We start from the raw sequence: 19,654 nt of genomic DNA, 5'->3' as shown, positions 1-19,654 counted from the left end.
ATCCGTTACCTTCCTTTCTTATAATAGGTAGTCTTTGATTTCTTCCGTGGGAATCGTCACGATTTTTGCCTGACCGATCCTTTCTAAAAGAATGATCTTTAATTGTTGCCCACGGGCTTTTTTATCATGAGTGATTGCTTGGTATAATTGCTCTTTCTCAATTTCTCTTGGTTTGGTCGGCAAATGAAATTTCTCAATCATTTTCGTTAACTGCGCGGTGGTCCCTTTTGGTGTTAGTCCAATGGCTTCAGCATGACGGGTGATCATAATCATCCCCATTGCAACCCCTTCGCCATGACTGGTGTCAAACGCAGCTGTTCTTTCTAAGCCATGCCCGATCGTATGACCGAAGTTCAGTGTCAGACGACTGCCATGATCAAAGGGATCTTCTTCCACTACTTTTTGCTTTACTTTTAAAGAAGCTGTGATCACTTTTTCAGCATGGGCCAAAAGATCGACTTCATCTTTCAAACCTGCTAACGTTTGCCAAAGTTCAGGGTCCGCAATAGCGGCCGACTTAATGATTTCAGCGATGCCTTCTTGCACGCGTTTAAGGGGCAAACTTTTAAGCAAATCCGGATCGATCATCACACCGACTGGTTGGGCGAATGTGCCAACGAGATTCTTGGCACTGCTAGTATTTACAGCTGTTTTTCCGCCGATACTTGAATCGACCTGTGCCAATAACGTCGTCGGAATCTGCAAGAAATCAATGCCTCGCATATAAGTAGAAGCAACAAAGCCTGCAAGATCTCCAATTACACCGCCACCAAGAGCGATGATTCCATCGCTTCTAGTCATCCCTGATTGAGCAAGACGGTCATATAAAAAAGCAGCTTGTTCAAGGGATTTACTGTTTTCGCCAGCCGGCACGGCTAACAGTGTTGCTTCAAAGCCTGCGGCAGATAATGCTTCGATGATGTGTTCGCCATACAGGGGGGCGACATTGCTGTCAGTAATGACGGCAATGCGCTGTTTGTTCCATAATTGCTGGACCCAGGTTCCGACTTCTTGAAACGCCCCACGTTTGATGAGGATGTCATAGGATTGTTCTTCTAAATGGATGTGTAGCATTGATTTTTGCACCTCTTTTATTGGTTGTCTTAGCGCTTAGTCTTGCAACGCTTTGATTTCTTTCATCGCTTTTTCCATGATATGGACTTCTTTCATCATATTCATGTATGTTTTTTCGTTTAACGATTGCGGACCATCAGACCATGCATTGGCTGGATCTGGGTGGATCTCAACGATCATGCCATCGGCGCCGGCAGCAACGCCTGCTCTTGCCATTGGTGGTACGAGATCCCAAATGCCTGTTCCATGACTAGGGTCAACGATGATCGGGAAGTGGCTCAGTTTTTTGATGATTGGTACCGCACTTAGATCAAAAGTATTACGGGTCGCTGTTTCGTAAGTTCTGATTCCGCGCTCAATGAAAATCACTTCACTTTTATCTTGGACGGCGATGTATTCCGCTGCATTCAACCATTCGTCGATCGTCCCAGAGATGCCTCGTTTAAGGCCAATTGGTTTACCAGTTTTTCCAACTGCAGCTAGCAATTTGAAGTTTTGCATGTTCCGAGCACCAATCTGCAAAATATCACTGTATTCCGCAACCATATCGATATGTCCTTCGTCCATGACTTCTGTGATGACTTTCATACCTGTTTCATCGGCTGCTTGACGAATGTATTTTAACCCTTCTTCTTCAAGCCCTTGGAAGGCGTATGGTGAAGTCCGTGGTTTGAAAGCACCCCCACGTAAGATTTGTGCACCACCAGCTTTGGCGATTCGGGCACATTCACGAATTTGGTCTAAGCCTTCAATCGAACACGGACCAGCCATTGTGACAAAGTTGCCATCGCCGATTTTTACGCCATCTACATCAACAACCGTATCTTGTGGATGGAATTCACGAGAGGTCAACTTGTAGGTATTTGAGATCCGAATGGCATCTTCGACACCTTCGTAGCTGCGAAAAGCGACATCTTGGATGCGGCGTGTATCTCCTTTTAAGCCGATAACAACCTGTTCTTTTCCTTGGTTGACTTGAACATCCAACCCTTCTTTTTTGATTCTTTTTACAACGACTTCAACTTGTTCTGGGGTAGCACCTGGTTTCATAATTACGATCATTTTTTCTTCCTACTTTCGTCTTTTTATTTTTTTACATGGATTCAATGAGTGCTTTTACTTTTTCAACGGGCATCTCTTGGCCGGTCCAAAGTTTAAATGCAGCTGCACCTTGATACAGCAACATACTTAAGCCGTTTGCAGTTTTGGCCCCGACTGCTTTCGCATCTTTCAAAAGCTGCGTTTCTCTTGGATTATAGATGACATCATAGACAGCTAATGATTCCCGCAAGAGGGTTTTGTTTTTCAGAGGACTCACCGTATCATTCGGCTTCATCCCCACGCCAGTAGCATTAACTAAAAGGCTGCTTTGATCGATGGCTGATTTTAAAGCCGTCTGATCTTCTAAATCCGCTAATGTGATTTCACAGGCGGTCTTTTCTGCGATCTGTGTCAATTTATCCTGGATGATTGGATAAAACTCATCCTTGCGGTTGAAGACATGGATCGTTTTGACACCGTCTAGTGCGGCTTGACTAATGATCGCTGTCGCTGCACCACCCGCACCGATCACAGTCATGGTGTCGCCAATGATCGACACTTGAATGTCTTCAAGTGCGCGCATAAAGCCGATGCCATCTGTATTGTGCCCAATCAATCGTCCCTCTTGATTGACGATTGTATTGATTGCGCCGATCAGCTCTGCTGCGGGTGAGCATTCATCCATCAACGGTACTGCCGCCATTTTATGGGGCATTGATAGATTGACACCTAAGAGATCCAGCTGACGGATGCTTTGAATACTGGCTGCCAAATCATCCGGCTCAACATCAAAGGCCAGATACACGGCATCGATCCCTTGTTCTTCAAAAGAAAGATTGTGCATTGCTGGAGAGATGCTGTGTTTGGCTGGTTTGGCAAACAGTGCCGCCAACCGTGTGTGACCGGTTATCATTTGTTTCATCTGGTTCATTCCTTTCAACAAAAAAAGATGTCCACCGTAAATTTAAGAATCTACAGTGAACACCTTCAAACATTACATATCGACAAAGCCAGATATGTGAATATAAAAAATAGCCACTATAGATTTTACGATCTACGTGGCTGCGAATTCATTACGAAATGCTCTAGCCATCATAGATACAAACTTAGCGTTTGTACCCATGCTTTCATGAATACAAACCTATCTAAAATAGCTAAAGTAATATTTATTCAGTTGTGTGGGGTTCGTTAGCAATAATTTTTGCATAGTCCTTCGCTCCAAACTGATGTAAGATTGACCTAAGTATAGGTTTAACTTTGAAAGATGTCAATGATTTTTTCTTATTTTTTTCATTTATTTGATTAATTTTTTTGAAAACACCGTTCTATCAAGGGTTTTATAAGTCGTCTTCAAAGAACAGTAATAGTTCTGGTAAACTTAAGCGTGCTTTTTCATCTGCTGAAAGATCCTTGACGATTTCCCCTTTTCTAAGCAGGATCAGGCGATCTCCGTATTTTAATGCATCTTCCATCCGATGGGTGATCATGAGACAAGTTAGATTTTGTTCTTCTACCCTTTTTGCAGTGATCTGCATCAGCTGCTTGGAAGTTTTCGGGTCTAAGGCAGCCGTATGTTCATCCAACAACAATAGTTTAGGGGTTTGGATCGTTGCCATCAATAAACTTAGTGCTTGTCGCTGACCACCGGATAAACTACCCGTTGGCGTATCTAAATGATTTTCCAACCCATTGCCGATTTCTTTACAAAGGGCATAGAACGATTCTCTTTGTCCTTGCAGTTGACGAAGACCTAGTGACCGTTTTTGCCCTCTTTTTTGTGCTAACAGCAGATTTTCTGCCACTGTCATACGGGGAGCTGTCCCCATTTTCGGATCTTGGAAAACCCGTGCCAAAAAGCGCGCGCGTTTTTCTTCCGAAAGCGTGGTCACATTTTGATCATCGATCGTCACTTGGCCACTCGTTAGAGGCATGGTACCAGAGATGCAGTTGAATAACGTGCTTTTGCCGGCCCCATTTCCTCCCACAACCGTAACGAATTCACCGGGTTTTAAAGAAAGATCGATTTTGTTCAAGAGTACTTTTTTCTCATTCGGTCCATTGCCGACAACTTTAAAGGCTTTTTTTAAGGCTAACATTATTCATCCTCCGTTTCAAAACCAGTGCGTAGATGCAGGGCTTGTTTAAATTGAGGGATCAACAAGCAGATCGTCAAGACGATGGCCGAGAAGATTTTCAAGTAAGTCGTATCAAAACCAGCTTTGATCACAAATAGGATCAATAATTGATAGATGATGCTGCCGATCACGATAGCGATCAAACGTTCTAGCAAGGTCAATTCGCCATATAACACTTCTCCAATGATGATGGATGCCAATCCAATCACGATCACACCGATTCCCTTACTGATATCGGCATAGCCGTCGTTTTGAGCGATCAATGCGCCTGAAAGTGCGATCACGCCATTAGAGACGATCAGACCGATGATTTTCATTCGATCCGTATTAATCCCCATCGACTTCGCCATATGTTCATTATCCCCTGTAGCAATATAAGCTTGACCCAAGTTGGTATGAAAAAAGTAAACCAGTACGCCACCGATCAATAAGACCATGATCAGCCCGATAATGACGGTATCATAATAATTCGGTAAGTTCATTTTAGTAAAGAAATCCTGGATCTTGGGCTGGTTTAACAGCGACAGATTAGGAGACCGCATGACAAACAGCATCACCGAGTTCAATGAAGACATCACCAGGATACCAGCCAAAATCACGGGAATTTTGCCTTTTGTATAAAGAAGTCCGGTCACACATCCGGCACACATCCCAGCCAATACTCCTAAACAAGTCGCTAAGACGGGGGAAACCCCATGGGTGATTGCTGTCACACAGACAGCACCGCCTAGTGGAAAGGACCCTTCCGTCGTCATATCCGGGAAATTCAAAATTCGATAGGTCATAAATATCCCTAAACCAAGGATCCCCCAAAGTAGTCCTTGCCCAATTGCTGAAACAATCATCATTTTTCCTCCATTTTCTTACATGTTTTCTCTTTCAAACCCTCGTCGTGATCCTAGATGGTCTTAAGATTCTTGATCACTCATCACTTGCTTCGGTTTCTGGTGTCGTTGTAATCAATTTTGCCTCGTCTTTGAGATTTTCTGGGATAGTGATGCCCAATAACTGCGCTTGTGTTTCATTAATGATCGTTTCGCCATCGCTGAATGTATAGATCGGCGTTGTCGCAGGTTCTGCTGTCCCATCAAGAATTGCTGCCACCATCTTCCCAGTTTCGACCCCAATCGTAAATTGATCTTGCCCGACCGTTGCTAAGCCGCCTTGTTCCACCATCGTATCAACAGATGTGATGATTGGCGTTTTTGATTTATTGGCTTCTTGGACTACCGTCTGCATAGCATTTGCGATCGTATTGTCTAAAGGAATATAGATAAAGTCGACTTCTCGTGCCATCACTTGCACCATTTGCGCAATTTCGTTACTCGAAGGAACGGCATAGGATTTACTGGTCAAGCCATTCTCTTCAGCAGCAGCTTCTGCTTCTGCCACTTGGTATTTCGAATTGTCCTCAGTCGAAGAATACAAAATACCGACTGTTTTTGCCTCTGGCAGCAAATCTTTTGCTAGTTTGATTTGCGCAGCTACTGGTGCTTTATCTGAAACGCCAGTGATATTGCCGCCGGGTTGGTCCATATCTGCCACCAGATTCGCCCCAACTGGATCAGTGACCGCCCCTAAAACGATTGGTACATCCTGAGTGACATTCGCCAATGCTTGTGCTGCGGGTGTTGCGACCCCAACTAAAACGTCGGCATCTTTATTTAGCAGCTGCTGGCTCATCGTTGCCAATTTGCTTTGATCCGCTTGGCCGTTTTGGAATTCGATTGTCAAGTTGTCCCCTTCGGTATAGCCTGATTCTTTAAGGCCTTCTTTGATCCCCTCGGTGATCGCATCCAATGCTTCATGGCTGACAAATTGTAGGATCCCAACTGTTTTTTCAGCTTTCTCTACTGGTTCTGAAGCCTCACTGGCTTGATTGGTCCCACTTCTCATTCCTAACTGATAGACGAAGGTCGCTCCTAAAAATAATAAAATAACGGCAACTGATGCAATTAATCCCTTGTTTTTCATTTTTTATTCTCCTTTTTCTGCTTACATTTTTCGAGTTTTTCTTTTTATGGTTTTTGAGAACAAAAAAAGCAACTGCCTATGTGACGGCAATTGCAAGTAAGCAAAAGCCGCATAGAAGCTTGTCCTATGCGGCGATAAATTCAACTACCAGCATAGATACAGCACTTTAGAAGGTTCTCTAAAAAGTTGTATCTATGGAATGAGGTTCCATCAATACAACTATCTATGCCAGTTTTGCCATGATTTCACTTGCAATGGAATAAATAGTTTCATGATTGTTCCTCCTTCTCAACTTGTTTTCTTTCTTGATTGAATTCAGTTTAGCTTATTGATAAAAAAACGTCAACAATTTTCTGTCAAATTGTCAGATTTTTTTATCAATCATTGGCAGAAGTACGAATCGTCCACATCGGTAAACGATTCAATTCTGGGATAAATTCCGTCGTTGGCTGGTCAAATGAATCAAAGGTAAAGCGATTTTTTTCGACTCCTTCTTCATAAAAGACAAAGGTTACTTTATCAGGATCAATATCATATTCATTGGAGAAAAAAGCCGCATCATAGACGATTGGATAATAAAAAAATGTCCGATTCATTTCATCTTCTTGTGCTTGGATCAGATCAAACACTTGATCCAACTGAGCACCACTCGGTTTACTATACATCACAGAAATCGCTCTTGTTTCGCGAATCGTCTTGTCAGCTGTCAGATAAGGCAATGGTTGTACTTTTTCTGAAGGTAGCTTATCAAAAGCGATCCGATCCACTAGAGAAGCGTTGATACGATTTTGAGAAAAGACGATCAAACCGGCGAAAATCAAAGCGAAAAGAATCCCCCCGATCAGCGTGAAAATCGTTTTTTTCTGATCTCGGTAGAGATCATCTAAAAAAGCTTGCCAGCTTTCTACTGCTTTTTCTTTCGTGTAATGAACAAAGCTTTTCACTTGTTCCATAATTTGCCCACCTTTTTAAAAATACTACTATTATTTCATACTATCAATTCCCTTCTAGAACGTCAAGAAACTTCACATTTCCTCAATAATTCGGTAAGATAAAAGAAAACGGTAAAGGAGTCATTATGCATAATCTAGCTGATTCATTGATGACTGGAGCCAATCCAATCTTCGATTTCATCGTTGTCTGTTTGAACTTTCTCTCCATTTTCGTCATCGTTTGGGGTGTATTGATTGCAGGCATTGATTTTGTGCGTTACGAATTAACAGAAAAGGATCGTTTGGTAGCAGCCAGAGAAAACAATTTTATTCGCAATTATTTAGGAAGTTACGTCTTGTTAGGTCTGGAGATTTTGATTGCCGCAGATATAATTGAGACAATCATCCACCCCACCTTCGAAGACATCGTACGTCTAGCTGCAGTCGTTATTATTCGAACAGTCATCTCTTATTTCTTGAACAAAGAGATCGAACGGGCTTTGCAAACCACCGATCATCAGCCTGCCAAGAAAAAGGAAAGCTAGCTGTCATGGCTTTTCTACCGATTCTTCGGTATAATAGATAGGAATATTTGACATTAGAAGGATCAATCCCTCAGTCAAACTATCCTTAAAAGAAAAGAGGGAACAATATGTCTTTTGATGGTGTTTTTACCCATTTAATGGTCAAAGAATTACAGAGTCAATTAACTAGTGGACGCGTGAACAAAATTCATCAGCCTTATGAAAACGAGGTCGTATTTGTGATCCGTGCCCAAGGGAAAAATCACAAACTCTTGCTATCCGCTCACCCTACCTATGCCCGTGTGCAATGCACAACGATCGCCTATAGCAACCCAGAGACCCCACCGAATTTCTTGATGATGCTGCGGAAATATTTAGAAGGGGCGATCCTAGAATCAATCGAACAAATCGACAATGACCGTGTGATCCATTTTCATTTTACCCGACGAGATGAATTAGGTGATTTGCAAGCCCTTGTCTTGATCGTCGAATTAATGGGCCGTCACAGTACGATTTTATTAATGAATAAGACAAGCGGAAAAATTGTCGATACAATTAAACACATTGGTCATTCACAAAATACGTATCGCACCTTATTGCCAGGTGCTGTCTATGTTGCACCACCAAAGCAATCGACGCTTAATCCTTTCACAGCCTCTCGCACCAAGATTTTTGAAGAATTATCTACTCTCGATCCCTTGACGGCAAAAGAACTGCAACAACGATTCCAAGGCTTAGGCCGTGATACCGCAGAAGAATTGATTGCCCGAATCAGTGCCAATCCTAATGAAAAACTGCGTCAGTGGGAAACTTTCTTTTCAGAGCTTACGGAAGATTTAACACCAAGCTTTCTCCGGTCAGAGAAAAAGGAATATTTTACGCCTATTCCCTATGCATCATTGATTGATGCGACCACCACTGTCACCCATTATCAGACTCTGAGCGAGCTTTTAGATGCATTTTACCATGATAAGGCGGAAAGAGATCGGGTCAAACAACAAGGTGGCGAACTACTGAAAAAGGTTGAAAATGAACTGAAGCGTAACCAGCTGAAGTTAAAGAAACGCCAGCAAACCTTGAGGGATTCAGAAAACGCCGAGGAGTTTCGCCAAAAGGGTGAACTCTTGACGACCTTTATGAGCCAAGTGCCTCGTGGTGCTACATCCGTTAATTTGGAAAATTATTATGAGGAGAATCGGCTTTTGACGATCAAATTAGATCCCGCTCTTTCTCCTAATCAAAATGCTCAGAAGTATTTTCAGCGATACCAGAAATTGAAAAACGCAGTTAAATTGATCCATCAGCAGATTGCCGAAACGAAAGAAGAAATCGCGTACCTCGAATCCGTGTTAGCCCAATTAGAAATTGCCTCTCCAATGGATCTAGCGGTTATTCGGGAAGAACTGATCGCACAAGGCTATGTCAAAAATCGGACGAAGCAACGTAAAAAAGTCGCCCCTTCGCAACCGGAACGATTTGTTTCTTCAGACGGAACAGAAATTCTCGTCGGAAAAAACAATTTACAAAATGACCAACTGACTTTAAAAACAGCTCGTAAGAGTGATATCTGGCTACACACTAAAAACATTCCTGGTTCGCATGTCATCATTCGTTCGGACGATCCTAGCGAGACAACCTTAATGGAAGCTGCAGAGCTTGCCGCATATTTCTCAAAATATCGTCAATCTGCCCAAGTACCGGTGGACTATGTGCAAGTCAAACATATTCGGAAACCGAATGGTGCCAAGCCTGGATTCGTCATTTATGAGAATCAAAAAACCTTATACGTAACACCTGATGAGGGTATTTTAAGATTAAAACAGTCCTAGCTGTTCCTAAATTTATTCGGATCAAAAAATCATAAAGTAATCAATCAAAAAACCGATCACAAGCGGTGCGAAGAGGCACGCGCTTGTGATCGGTTTTTATGCTTTTTCGTTCTATCTACTGCTCTTTCAACAACAATTTTGCTTAGCTTGAATCACAAAAGGCAAACCTTCTCAGAATTCAGCCATCGACATATCTGCTAGATCCGCTAGAATGGCAATTGAACATCACCTGCAGCTAATAGTTTCTGCTGGCTAATAAATCCCGCCATCCTCCATAGTGACTTTCTTCTCAAAATCAAAATGATACAGCTTTTCCCAGTGATTGATATTCAAGGTTCCTTTAGTCAAACGGATCGCCAGAAAGCAACAGCCCTTATCATTCTCGTTGTTGACTTCGTCGTACCAAACAAAGGCTTTGCGAATTTTGCTTCTTAATTCTGCATTTTTAGGGTCTAGCACCCAACCTAAATTCTCCCCTTGACCGATCGCGGTAAACCATTCACCACTGACAGCAATAGAAACTGCTGGCTTCTTTTTGATTTGCTTGATTTTATTGGATTGTTCGTGCGTCGACACGTAAAAAATGCCCTCTTCATAAAAAGCATCAACTTCTCGAACGACTGGTTGTATGTGTCCCTCTGCAGTTTTGTCACAAGCTGTCGTCGCAAGGGCAATCACATTGTCTTTGAAATGCCCAAATTTTTCTTCAAGCAGCTTTATTCCTTCTTCATACTGGTGAGTCATTATTCTGTTCCTCCTTACATCTCTCTTCTTTTTTTAAAAGGAATCCATAATTCGACATGTGTAACCCGATTGTTTCCTTTTCGATATAGCTCTGGAAAAAAATCCTCAGCAATCCAACCATTTTTCTTGAGCCAAAAACGGGTATAACGCATCGCCTTTCCCATATTGATGATCAGTTGCTCTGAGATCGTATCAAAGCTGCAAACAATGTAATCACGTGCTGGTAGCGTCCATTCAATGAGGGTCGATAATTGCGTACCGTCACTTAATTGGCCAACAAAGTAACTTGAGTACCCTTCTGGCGCATCTCCCGGAAATGAAACACCGATCAGGCAATGATCAGTGCGAGGCTGATTTGCAATCTTTTGATAAAAATCACGCCAAATTTCATCAATAGGGTCGATTCCTGTTCGTTGACCCAGCATTTTTCCATATTTAAATGGATAATAACCAATAACGCCATAAAAAATCATTGGTTGCTTGTTTCTTTTTTTCTGAATCTCCAAAACGACCCCTTCACTGATCAATGGATTACCTTCTTCTGTGACAATATACCCTAAAGATAGATCTGGCTTATCAAAATTTTGTAAGCCGATCGGCGCTTTTTGGTAAAGAGAAGGCGAAAGTCCATAAACGGTTTTAAAGGTTCTTGAAAATACTGCATGGCTGCTAAAACCAACCTCAAAAGCGACTTCAATGACTCGACTTTTTCTGTCTTTTAATAAATTAGCGGCTCTGGCCAGACGACGCAGTTTTATATATTCCCTAACAGAAATTTTAACTAAACGGGTGAATAAGCGTTGATAATAAAATACAGAAAGGGATGCGACTTGTGCTAACGTTTCGATCTCTAATGGCTCGGCAAGATTGTCTTCAATATAATCGATTGATTTTTGGATTGCTTCCCATGCATGCATATGGATTTCCTTTCTTTCACTATAAAATATTCAGCCAAAAAAGCTTTACCGTGTCTGCTCTTTTTCAATTGATTTAATTGTATTTTATTTCACAATAGAACTTATGCTTAGAAACTGCTTATTGATTAGTTTAGCATAGTCTTTGAACTCGATGGATATAAAAATAAAAAAAGACGAGCGTTTTCGTCTTTTTTTGTCAGTTCATTTTTAAACTATTGTATTCCTTGAAAGTTCTCATTACGTCGTGTTTTATAGGATAATCATTAGAGAATTCCAAGAAAAACTACGTAAAAGGAACTATTTTTATAAATCAATAGAAATAAATAGGCCGATCTTTGCGGTCTTGTAATGGACGATTATTATTTTCTAATACTTCTTCGCGGAATTCTAAAATAAAGCGACGACTCATCTCACCAATCCAGTCAAAGACAAACCAGTTGATTGGACCTTTCGTTGGCGGGGTCGTCAGGGAACCCACATAATGAAAATGATGAGTGCGCTCTGGCAAGAACATGCTCGGATCAAACCATTGGGTATGGTTCTCAAAGTCCCAGATGCTGTCGTCTTGCTGATTGCAGATCCAGTTGAGTTTATCCGTCAATTTGAATAAGATACCCACGACCAAGTTTTCTCCGTCATCATTCATATGAACGAGATGAAACTCTAATTCTTGCTGCTCGTCATCGATAATGTGTTCAGACGGCATGTGAAAATGAATATCCGTCAAATAGTAGTTGATCCCTTTAAACGTGACATAGCTTTCTTTATTATAAGGAACGAAGTGAATCGTATTTTTGAATTCTTTTTCCGTGAACCGCTCTCGTTTATAGTGAAAAGCCAAGTCCTGATCGATGGGTTCTTCGGTCTCATCGTGGACTAAAGCGATTGGGGATTGGTACGGAAATTCGGCACCTTGTGCATACCAGTCGCACAAAGTGTGCCAATGTTCAGGTCCATTGTCTCCGGAATAACTCCAGGGAACGTCCATATTTCTTTTCAAAAAAAACAGCCTCCTAATTCAAGTTGACAGCAAGGAACAGCCCTTCCTATCAAAAAACTTTCTCCCAATGCTATCAGAAAATAGGTAAAAATAAAACGAATATGCTTGGTCATTCCCTCACATATCCGTTTCTTTTTCAATTCCTTATTCACTCAACCAAGCAGCAGGATCTTTACGCCACTCTTGTAACAGGGCAACATCAGACTCTTGAATAGCACCCGTTTCTAAAGCCGACTCGATCAGAGCCGTATAGTTTGTCAAAGTCACGTATGGTAGATCTGCTTGCTCAAAATTCTCTTGAACTTGTGGCAGTTCGTAAGTAAAGATCGCAGCAACGCCTAATACGTCGGCTCCTTCTCTTTTGGCTGCTTCACAAGCTTCTAAGACACTGCCACCTGTTGACAATAAATCTTCAATGACGACCATTTTTTGATTTGGCTGAATACGTCCTTCAATTTGATTGCCTTTGCCGTGTTCCTTTGCTTTGCTGCGAATATAAACCATTGGTAAATCTAACAATTCAGCGACCCATGCAGCATGGGGAATCCCGGCTGTTGCGGTCCCTGCAATCACTTCTACTTCTGGGTAAGTGGTTTTGATGACTGCAGCTAAGCCTTTCGCAATGGCACGACGCACAGTTGGATAACTCATGGTGATTCGATTGTCGCAATAAATAGGGCTTTTGATACCGCTGGCCCACGTAAATGGTTCATTGGGTCGTAAGAAAATCGCCTCGATGTCTAAAAGATCTTTGGCGATTTGATTGGATTGTTCCTTCATTGGCTAGCTTCCTTCCATTCTTGTTTAATTTGCAAATAACTTTCATAGGGTGTCTTAGACTGGGTGATCGGACGTCCTACAACGATCATGGTAGCCCCTGCTTTACGAGCTTGTGCAGGTGTCATGATCCGTTTTTGATCGCCAACTTCACTGCCAGCTGGTCGGATACCAGGCGTCAAGCGTATGAAGGCATCGGTTGTCCTTTGCTTGATCTGGTTTGCCTCGTGAGCGGAACAAACAACACCGTCTAATCCAGCTTTTTGGGCACAAGTGGCGTAATGGATGACACTTTCTTGTAGTGACGTCATGATCTGCTGATCATGATGCATTTGTGCCTCGCTAGTGGAGGTCAATTGGGTGACTGCAATCAAGTCAGGGACTTTTTGTCCTGTCGGGGTTCCTTTTTGTAGGCCGTTTTTAGCAGCAGTCATCATTTCGATCCCGCCGGCTGCATGAACATTCGTCAAAGAAACACCTAAAGAAGCTAAGCGCTCCATTGCTCGTCCTACTGTATTGGGAATATCATGTAGTTTTAAATCTAAAAAGATATCATGGCCACTGTTTTTTAACCAAGTAACGATTGCTGGCCCTTCTTGGTAGAAAATCTCCATTCCCACTTTTACAAATAATTTTTCTTCCGCAGGAAATTGCGCTAAAAATGTTTCAATAGCCTGTTTGTTGGGGAAATCTAGGGCAATAATTGGCCGTTCACTCATCACATATGCTCCTCTCTCACTTCTTTTATCAGCTGTTCCAAAGAAGGGATCCCTAATTCTGCCATTCGGATAGGCAATTCTTCAATCAATTTCGGGCAAATGTAAGGATCGGTAAAGTTTGCGGTTCCGACTGCAACAGCACTAGCACCTGCCAGATACATTTCCAGTACATCATCCACTGACATCACGCCCCCCATGCCAATAATTGGTAATTGAGAAACTTGCGCCACTTGTTTGATTAGACGGATCGCCACCGGTTTGATAGCTGGTCCAGATAAGCCTCCGGTTTGGTTGGCTAAAATTGGTTTCCGTGTTTTTAGATCGATCCGCATGCCTAAAAGTGTATTGATCATCGTAAACCCGTCGGCGCCGCCTGCTTCGATCGCTTGCGCAATTGGGACGATATCCGTCACATTCGGCGATAGTTTGACATAAATTGGCACTTGCGAGACTTTTTTGACCGCTTCAGTCAATGCACCAGCAACCGCAGGATCGGTGCCGAACATGATACCGCCATGCTTGACATTAGGGCAAGAAATATTCAGTTCGATCGCTTTGACATTTTCTGCTCGACTGATTTCCTGACACACAAGAACATAATCTTCGACAGTCGAACCGGCAACATTCGCGATGATTGGCAAATCGGGGTGTTTTTGAGCTAAGTCCGGCAATATTTGATTCATGACCGTTTCTAACCCAGGATTTTGCAACCCGATGGCATTTAACATACCGCTAGGCGTTTCTGCTACCCTTGGGGTTGGATTGCCGAAACGTGGTTCAGGTGTGGTCGCTTTGATCATCACCGCACCTAATTGACTGATGTCATAATATTTATCATATTCTGCACCAAACCCAAAACAGCCGCTGGCAGGCATGATCGGATTTTTCAGACTCAATCCGGGTAGCTCGACGTTGATCGACATTAAATGACCACCTTTCTCGCCTGAAATACAGGCCCTTCGTCACAAACTTTGACACTTTTTGTGCCTTGTTCATCATCTTTCGTATGGCAAACACAGGCATAACAGGCACCCATCCCACAAGCCATTCGTGCTTCCATGGATAATTGAACATCTGGGAGGTCTTCGAAAAGCTGGGCGGTGGTTTTTAAAAGACCGTTATTCCCGCAGGCAAAGACCGCCGCAGGTGTTTGCTCTGCAGCTAATAACAGGTTGCCAACATTACCTTGTAAACCAGCGCTGCCATCATCGGTAGCAATCCTCGTGTCTCCTAGTGCGCGAAATTCCTCTTCATAATACATGACGTCTTTGCTGGCAAAACCCAAAAAGTGAATGACGTGGACGCCTTGTTGAGTCAAACGTTTCGATAATTCATAGAGCGGCGGTACACCGATACCGCCACCTACGATAAATGCAGTGTCCCCTTGATTTAAATGATGATAGCGAAACCCATTTCCTAACGGCCCCATCACATCGATTGGATCACCAACGGTCATTTCTGAAAAAATTCGTGTCCCCTCTCCTTCGACCCGATAAATGATACGGCATTCTTTTTTCTCAGTATCGATATGATTGATACTGATCGGTCGGCGAAGAAGAAAGGCATTTTGAGGAACCCGTAGGTGCAGAAACTGCCCAGGGGTCCTCATCTCATTGACTAACTCACCCGTCAATGTCATTTCAAAAATCCGCGGTGCCAGTTGACGCTGTTTGCTGATGATCATGATTTCTTGCTTCATCAAAAAACTCCTTTATCTGCGTTAAATTGCTTTTGTTGAAAAACTGCGGGATTCCATCACTTTTAGAATTGCATCCGCTGTATCAAGAGAAGTAAAGGTCGGTACACCATGTTCCACTGCTTCTCGACGAATGATAAATCCGTCTTCCGTTGCATTTTGGCGATCTTTATCCATGGTATTGACTACTACTTGGGTCGTTCCTTTACGGATCAAATCAACAACCGTTTCTTCTGCTTGTTGATCAGAGATTTTAGCAACTCGTGTCACTTGCAGGCCTTTTTCTTCAAAGTAATCAGCGGTTCCATTGGTAGCCAATAAGGTGAAGCCTACCTCTACGAAACGCGCCGCCAGCGCTGCTGCCTCTTCTTTGCTTTCGTCTGCAACGGTGAAAAGTGCTTTTCCAAATTCAGGAATATGCAGGCCTGATGCCTCAAAAGCTTTATAAAGTGCTTTTGCCAAATCTTTGTCTGATCCCATTACTTCACCTGTTGATTTCATTTCAGGGCCTAAGTAAGTATCGACTTTTAAAAGTTTTGTAAAGGAGAAGACCGGTGCTTTGATGTGTACTTCATTTGGTGTTGGCGCAAGTCCGTCTTGATAACCTAACGCTGTGATTTCTTCTCCGAGAATCGCCTTCGTGGCAATTTGGGCCATTGGGATCTCTGTTACCTTGCTTAAAAATGGCACGGTTCGGCTAGCACGAGGATTTACTTCAATGACATACACTTTGTTTTCATGGATGACAAATTGGATATTCATCATACCGATACAATTTAAACCTAATGCCAAGCGTTTGGTATATTCTTCGATCGTAGCAATTAGTTCATCCGAAAGATTTTGCGGTGGATAGACCGCCATTGAATCTCCTGAATGGACCCCTGCACGCTCGATATGTTCCATGATTCCAGGAATCAAAACAGTTTTGCCGTCACAGATAGCATCGACTTCACATTCTTTACCGACCAAGTAACGATCGACCAAGACAGGATGTTCTGGTGATGCTTTCACTGCATGACGCATATAATCTTCTAAATCGGCTTGGTTTTCCACGATTTCCATCGCACGTCCCCCTAAGACATAACTTGGGCGAACTAAAACAGGATAGCCGATTTCTTGAGCGATGGCGATTGCTTCTTGTTCGTTCGTCGCTGTATCCCCTGGTGGTTGCGGAATATCTAGCGCTTGTAATGCTTGCTCAAAGAGATCACGGTTTTCGGCACGATCAAGATCTTCAATGCTGGTGCCTAGGATTTTGACTCCGGCTTTCACCAAAGGTTCGGCTAAATTGATCGCCGTTTGCCCGCCAAATTGGACGATGACCCCAATGGGTTGTTCCAAATCGATCACGTGTAAGACATCTTCTAAGGTCAATGGTTCAAAGTACAGCTTGTCGGAGATAGAAAAATCAGTCGAAACCGTTTCGGGATTGCTGTTCATGATGATTGCTTCATAGCCAGCAGCTTGGATCGCTTTCACCGAATGTACAGTCGCATAATCGAACTCCACGCCTTGACCAATTCGGATCGGTCCAGAACCTAAGACAAGAACAGATTCTTTTGCGCTACGTTTGCTTTCATTCTCAAACTCATAGGTGCTGTAAAAATAAGGCGTTGCTGATTCAAATTCTGCGGCACATGTATCCACCATTTTGTAGACTGGCAAAATCTTTTGTTCATGGCGTAGCGTGCGGATCTCAGCTTCTGTGGTTTCCCACAGCTCAGCGATCTTTTTATCCGCAAAGCCGTTTTGCTTGGCTTTTTTCAACACATCAAGGGATTGTGGGTCGTTTGCTAATGCTTGTTCGATCTCAAAGATGTGAAGCATTTTATCTAAGAAGAATAAATCGATTTTCGTCATTTCATTCAAATCTTCGATGGTATACCCTCTTCGGATGGCTTCCATGACGTAGAATAGGCGATCATCTTGCGCCTTGATGACTTTTTCCATCAGATCATTGTCAGAAAGAGCTTCTAGTTCTTTCATTTCGATATGATATGTGCCGATTTCTAATGAACGAACAGCTTTCAGTAATGACTCTTCAATATTACGACCAATCGCCATCACTTCTCCAGTTGCTTTCATTTGTGTTCCTAATCGACGTTCCCCCGTTTCAAACTTGTCAAACGGCCAGCGAGGAATTTTTGCCACAACATAGTCTAGTGCCGGTTCAAATTCTGCATAGGTGGTTTCTGTGACTGGATTTTTCATTTCATCCAATGTTAAACCGACGGCAATTTTTGCTGCCAATTTGGCAATTGGATAACCTGTTGCTTTACTTGCTAGTGCAGACGAACGAGAAACCCTTGGGTTTACTTCAATGACATAGTAGTTGAAGCTATGAGGATCAAGCGCCAATTGAACGTTACAGCCACCTTCGATTTTTAATGCGCGAATAATTTTTAATGACGCATCTCGCAACATTTGGTATTCATGATCTGACAGTGTTTGACTAGGGGCAAAGACGATGGAATCGCCGGTGTGGATGCCGACTGGATCGAAGTTTTCCATATTACAAACGACGATCGCGTTGTCAGCAGAATCTCGCATCACTTCATATTCGATCTCTTTAAACCCAGCAATACTCCGTTCAATCAAGCATTGGGTCACTGGCGAGAGCTTCAAGCCGTTTTCAGCGATTTGGCGCAGCTCTTCTTCATTGTTACACATGCCGCCGCCTGTTCCCCCTAGCGTAAATGCTGGACGAACAATGATTGGAAAGCCGATTTTTTTTGCAAATTCAACTGCTGCTTCCACCGTTGACACGATTTCAGATTCTGGGATCGGTTGATCCAATTCTTCCATTAATTGTTTGAATAGATCTCTGTCTTCTGCTTGGTCGATTGCTGCTAATTTGGTTCCTAGCAACTCAATTCCTAATTCATCCAAAATACCCGAGTTGGCTAATTCCATCGCCATATTCAAGCCCGTTTGTCCGCCTAACGTCGGTAAAATTGCATCAGGCTGTTCTTTACGTAAAATCCGTGAGACAAACTCAAATGTGATTGGTTCAATGTAGACTTTGTCAGCAATTTCTTTGTCCGTCATGATCGTTGCGGGATTCGAATTGACTAACACCACTTCGTAGCCTTCTTCTCGTAAAGCTAAACAAGCTTGTGTGCCGGCATAATCAAACTCTGCCGCTTGTCCTATAATAATCGGTCCAGAACCGATAACCATGATTTTCTTGATATCTGTACGTTTTGGCATATTAGTTCTGCTCCTTCCATGCATCGATCATCTCTAAAAATTCGTCAAATAAGTGGACTGCATCATGCGGGCCCGGTGCCGCATCTGGGTGGTATTGGACACTGAATGCTGGGTAGCGGCGATGACGAACCCCTTCGATCGTGCCATCGTTCACTTCGACGTGGGTCACCATTAGTTTTTCAGGATCGATGGATGTTTCATCCACAGCAAAGCCATGGTTTTGTGAGGTAAAATCGATCCGACCAGTGGCGATTTCTCTTACTGGATGGTTCAATCCGCGGTGACCGAACTTCATTTTATAGGTATCTGCCCCATTCGCTAATGAGAAGAGCTGATGGCCTAAACAAATCCCGAAGATCGGTACCTTGCCTTGAATCCCTTGTATCATTTTAATTGCTTCTGGCAAGCTTTTAGGATCGCCCGGTCCATTCGTCAGCATCACGCCATCTGGTGCGAGGTCTAAAATTTCTTGCGCTGTCGTATTGTATGGCAAAATCGTTAGATTGCAGTTGCGACGTGACAGCTCTCGTAAAATACTATGCTTCAAGCCGAAGTCGATGACCACGATATTGCGACCCGTTCCAGGGCTTGGATAAGGTTTTGAGGTGGAGACTTGTGCCACTTGATTGGTTGGTAAAACCGCTGCTTTTAATTGATCAAAGGCATGGTCAAAGACATCTCCCGCATCAACGATGCTCGCTTTCATGGTTCCGTGTTGACGGATCTTTCTTGTCAGCGCGCGTGTATCGATTCCTGCGATCCCTGGAATATTTTTGCGTTTTAAAAATTCATCTAACGTCAGCTGCTTCCGCCAATTACTCGCTAGACGCGCGTGTTCTTTCACAACGACCCCTTTACAAGTCGGTGAAATTGATTCGTAGTCGTCTCGGTTGACGCCGTAATTTCCTACCATCGGATACGTAAACGTAATGATTTGTCCGTTAAAGCTTTGATCCGTAATGGCTTCTTGATAGCCCGTCATGCTGGTGGTAAAAACAATCTCACCAAAAACATTGATACTGGCACCAAAGCCTTCGCCTTCAAAGTATGTTCCATCTTCTAAAATAAGCCAACGTTTCATA

Annotated in this window: 18 protein-coding genes; 2 read left to right on the top strand and 16 right to left on the bottom strand. The window is 42.9% G+C overall.

Going from position 1 to position 19,654, the window contains the following annotated elements; all coding sequences use genetic code 11:
- Positions 1–18 precede the first annotated feature (18 nt).
- The 7 genes from aroB to IGI84_RS07980 form a co-directional block, all read right to left on the bottom strand.
- On the bottom strand, positions 19–1,074 hold the full coding sequence (aroB, locus tag IGI84_RS08010; protein WP_200124885.1) for a 3-dehydroquinate synthase: 1,056 nt from the start codon (positions 1,072–1,074) through the stop codon (positions 19–21).
- A gap of 36 nt (positions 1,075–1,110) precedes the next feature.
- Positions 1,111–2,136 carry a 3-deoxy-7-phosphoheptulonate synthase gene (gene aroF, locus IGI84_RS08005; protein WP_077453378.1) on the bottom strand — a complete coding sequence of 342 codons (1,026 nt, stop codon included), beginning with the start codon at positions 2,134–2,136 and terminating at the stop codon, positions 1,111–1,113.
- 31 nt (positions 2,137–2,167) lie between these two features.
- Entirely contained in the window at positions 2,168–3,037 is an 870-nt protein-coding gene (locus IGI84_RS08000; protein WP_170924090.1) for a shikimate dehydrogenase, read from the bottom strand.
- A 415-nt stretch (positions 3,038–3,452) separates the two neighbouring features.
- A complete protein-coding gene (locus IGI84_RS07995; protein ID WP_081118659.1) occupies positions 3,453–4,211 on the bottom strand; it encodes an ABC transporter ATP-binding protein in 759 nt (252 codons plus the stop codon).
- Positions 4,211–5,095, bottom strand: coding sequence for an ABC transporter permease (locus tag IGI84_RS07990; protein ID WP_081118660.1), 885 nt, complete (start codon positions 5,093–5,095; stop codon positions 4,211–4,213). Before IGI84_RS07990 ends, IGI84_RS07995 begins: the two co-directional genes overlap by 1 nt.
- Before the next feature lie 76 nt (positions 5,096–5,171).
- Positions 5,172–6,224, bottom strand: coding sequence for a tryptophan ABC transporter substrate-binding protein (gene trpX, locus IGI84_RS07985; RefSeq protein ID WP_096742696.1), 1,053 nt, complete (start codon positions 6,222–6,224; stop codon positions 5,172–5,174).
- 377 nt (positions 6,225–6,601) lie between these two features.
- On the bottom strand, positions 6,602–7,177 hold the full coding sequence (locus IGI84_RS07980) for a hypothetical protein (RefSeq protein WP_077453382.1): 576 nt from the start codon (positions 7,175–7,177) through the stop codon (positions 6,602–6,604).
- Between the two features lie 125 nt (positions 7,178–7,302).
- Between IGI84_RS07980 and IGI84_RS07975 the strand changes: the two genes are divergently transcribed.
- Positions 7,303–7,701, top strand: a complete 399-nt coding sequence (locus IGI84_RS07975) for a DUF1622 domain-containing protein (protein ID WP_077453383.1) — start codon at positions 7,303–7,305, stop codon at positions 7,699–7,701.
- A 107-nt stretch (positions 7,702–7,808) separates the two neighbouring features.
- Positions 7,809–9,509, top strand: a complete 1,701-nt coding sequence (gene efbA, locus IGI84_RS07970) for a fibronectin-binding protein EfbA (RefSeq protein ID WP_200124443.1) — start codon at positions 7,809–7,811, stop codon at positions 9,507–9,509.
- 252 nt (positions 9,510–9,761) lie between these two features.
- On the opposite strand, the gene IGI84_RS07965 is transcribed toward efbA, so the two are convergent.
- From IGI84_RS07965 to IGI84_RS07925, 9 genes are all read right to left on the bottom strand, one after another.
- Positions 9,762–10,253 (bottom strand): pyridoxamine 5'-phosphate oxidase family protein, encoded by a 492-nt coding sequence (locus tag IGI84_RS07965; RefSeq protein WP_200124441.1) that lies wholly within the window; start codon positions 10,251–10,253, stop codon positions 9,762–9,764.
- A gap of 14 nt (positions 10,254–10,267) precedes the next feature.
- Entirely contained in the window at positions 10,268–11,170 is a 903-nt protein-coding gene (locus IGI84_RS07960; protein ID WP_200124439.1) for an AraC family transcriptional regulator, read from the bottom strand.
- 310 nt (positions 11,171–11,480) lie between these two features.
- Positions 11,481–12,158: a carbonic anhydrase family protein gene (locus IGI84_RS07955; RefSeq protein WP_017144366.1), complete on the bottom strand. Its 678-nt coding sequence runs from the start codon at positions 12,156–12,158 to the stop codon at positions 11,481–11,483.
- A gap of 156 nt (positions 12,159–12,314) precedes the next feature.
- On the bottom strand, positions 12,315–12,950 hold the full coding sequence (gene pyrE, locus IGI84_RS07950) for an orotate phosphoribosyltransferase (RefSeq protein WP_086292399.1): 636 nt from the start codon (positions 12,948–12,950) through the stop codon (positions 12,315–12,317).
- A complete protein-coding gene (gene pyrF, locus IGI84_RS07945; protein ID WP_081118667.1) occupies positions 12,947–13,666 on the bottom strand; it encodes an orotidine-5'-phosphate decarboxylase in 720 nt (239 codons plus the stop codon). The genes pyrE and pyrF overlap by 4 nt, the downstream gene beginning before the upstream one ends.
- Positions 13,666–14,589: a dihydroorotate dehydrogenase gene (locus IGI84_RS07940; protein WP_200124437.1), complete on the bottom strand. Its 924-nt coding sequence runs from the start codon at positions 14,587–14,589 to the stop codon at positions 13,666–13,668. The genes pyrF and IGI84_RS07940 overlap by 1 nt, the downstream gene beginning before the upstream one ends.
- Positions 14,589–15,365 (bottom strand): dihydroorotate dehydrogenase electron transfer subunit, encoded by a 777-nt coding sequence (locus tag IGI84_RS07935; RefSeq protein ID WP_194194543.1) that lies wholly within the window; start codon positions 15,363–15,365, stop codon positions 14,589–14,591. Before IGI84_RS07935 ends, IGI84_RS07940 begins: the two co-directional genes overlap by 1 nt.
- 21 nt (positions 15,366–15,386) lie before the next feature.
- Entirely contained in the window at positions 15,387–18,572 is a 3,186-nt protein-coding gene (gene carB, locus IGI84_RS07930; RefSeq protein ID WP_200124435.1) for a carbamoyl-phosphate synthase large subunit, read from the bottom strand.
- Position 18,573: 1 nt separating this feature from the next.
- A complete protein-coding gene (locus IGI84_RS07925) occupies positions 18,574–19,653 on the bottom strand; it encodes a carbamoyl phosphate synthase small subunit (RefSeq protein WP_200124428.1) in 1,080 nt (359 codons plus the stop codon).
- Position 19,654 lies beyond the last annotated feature (1 nt).

Origin of the sequence: Enterococcus sp. DIV0008 (assembly GCF_050542615.1) — a bacterium.
Lineage (GTDB): Bacteria > Bacillota > Bacilli > Lactobacillales > Enterococcaceae > Enterococcus_D > Enterococcus_D innesii.
The sequence above is the reverse complement of the archived record's forward strand: the minus strand, read 5'-3'. Positions and strand labels throughout refer to the sequence as shown.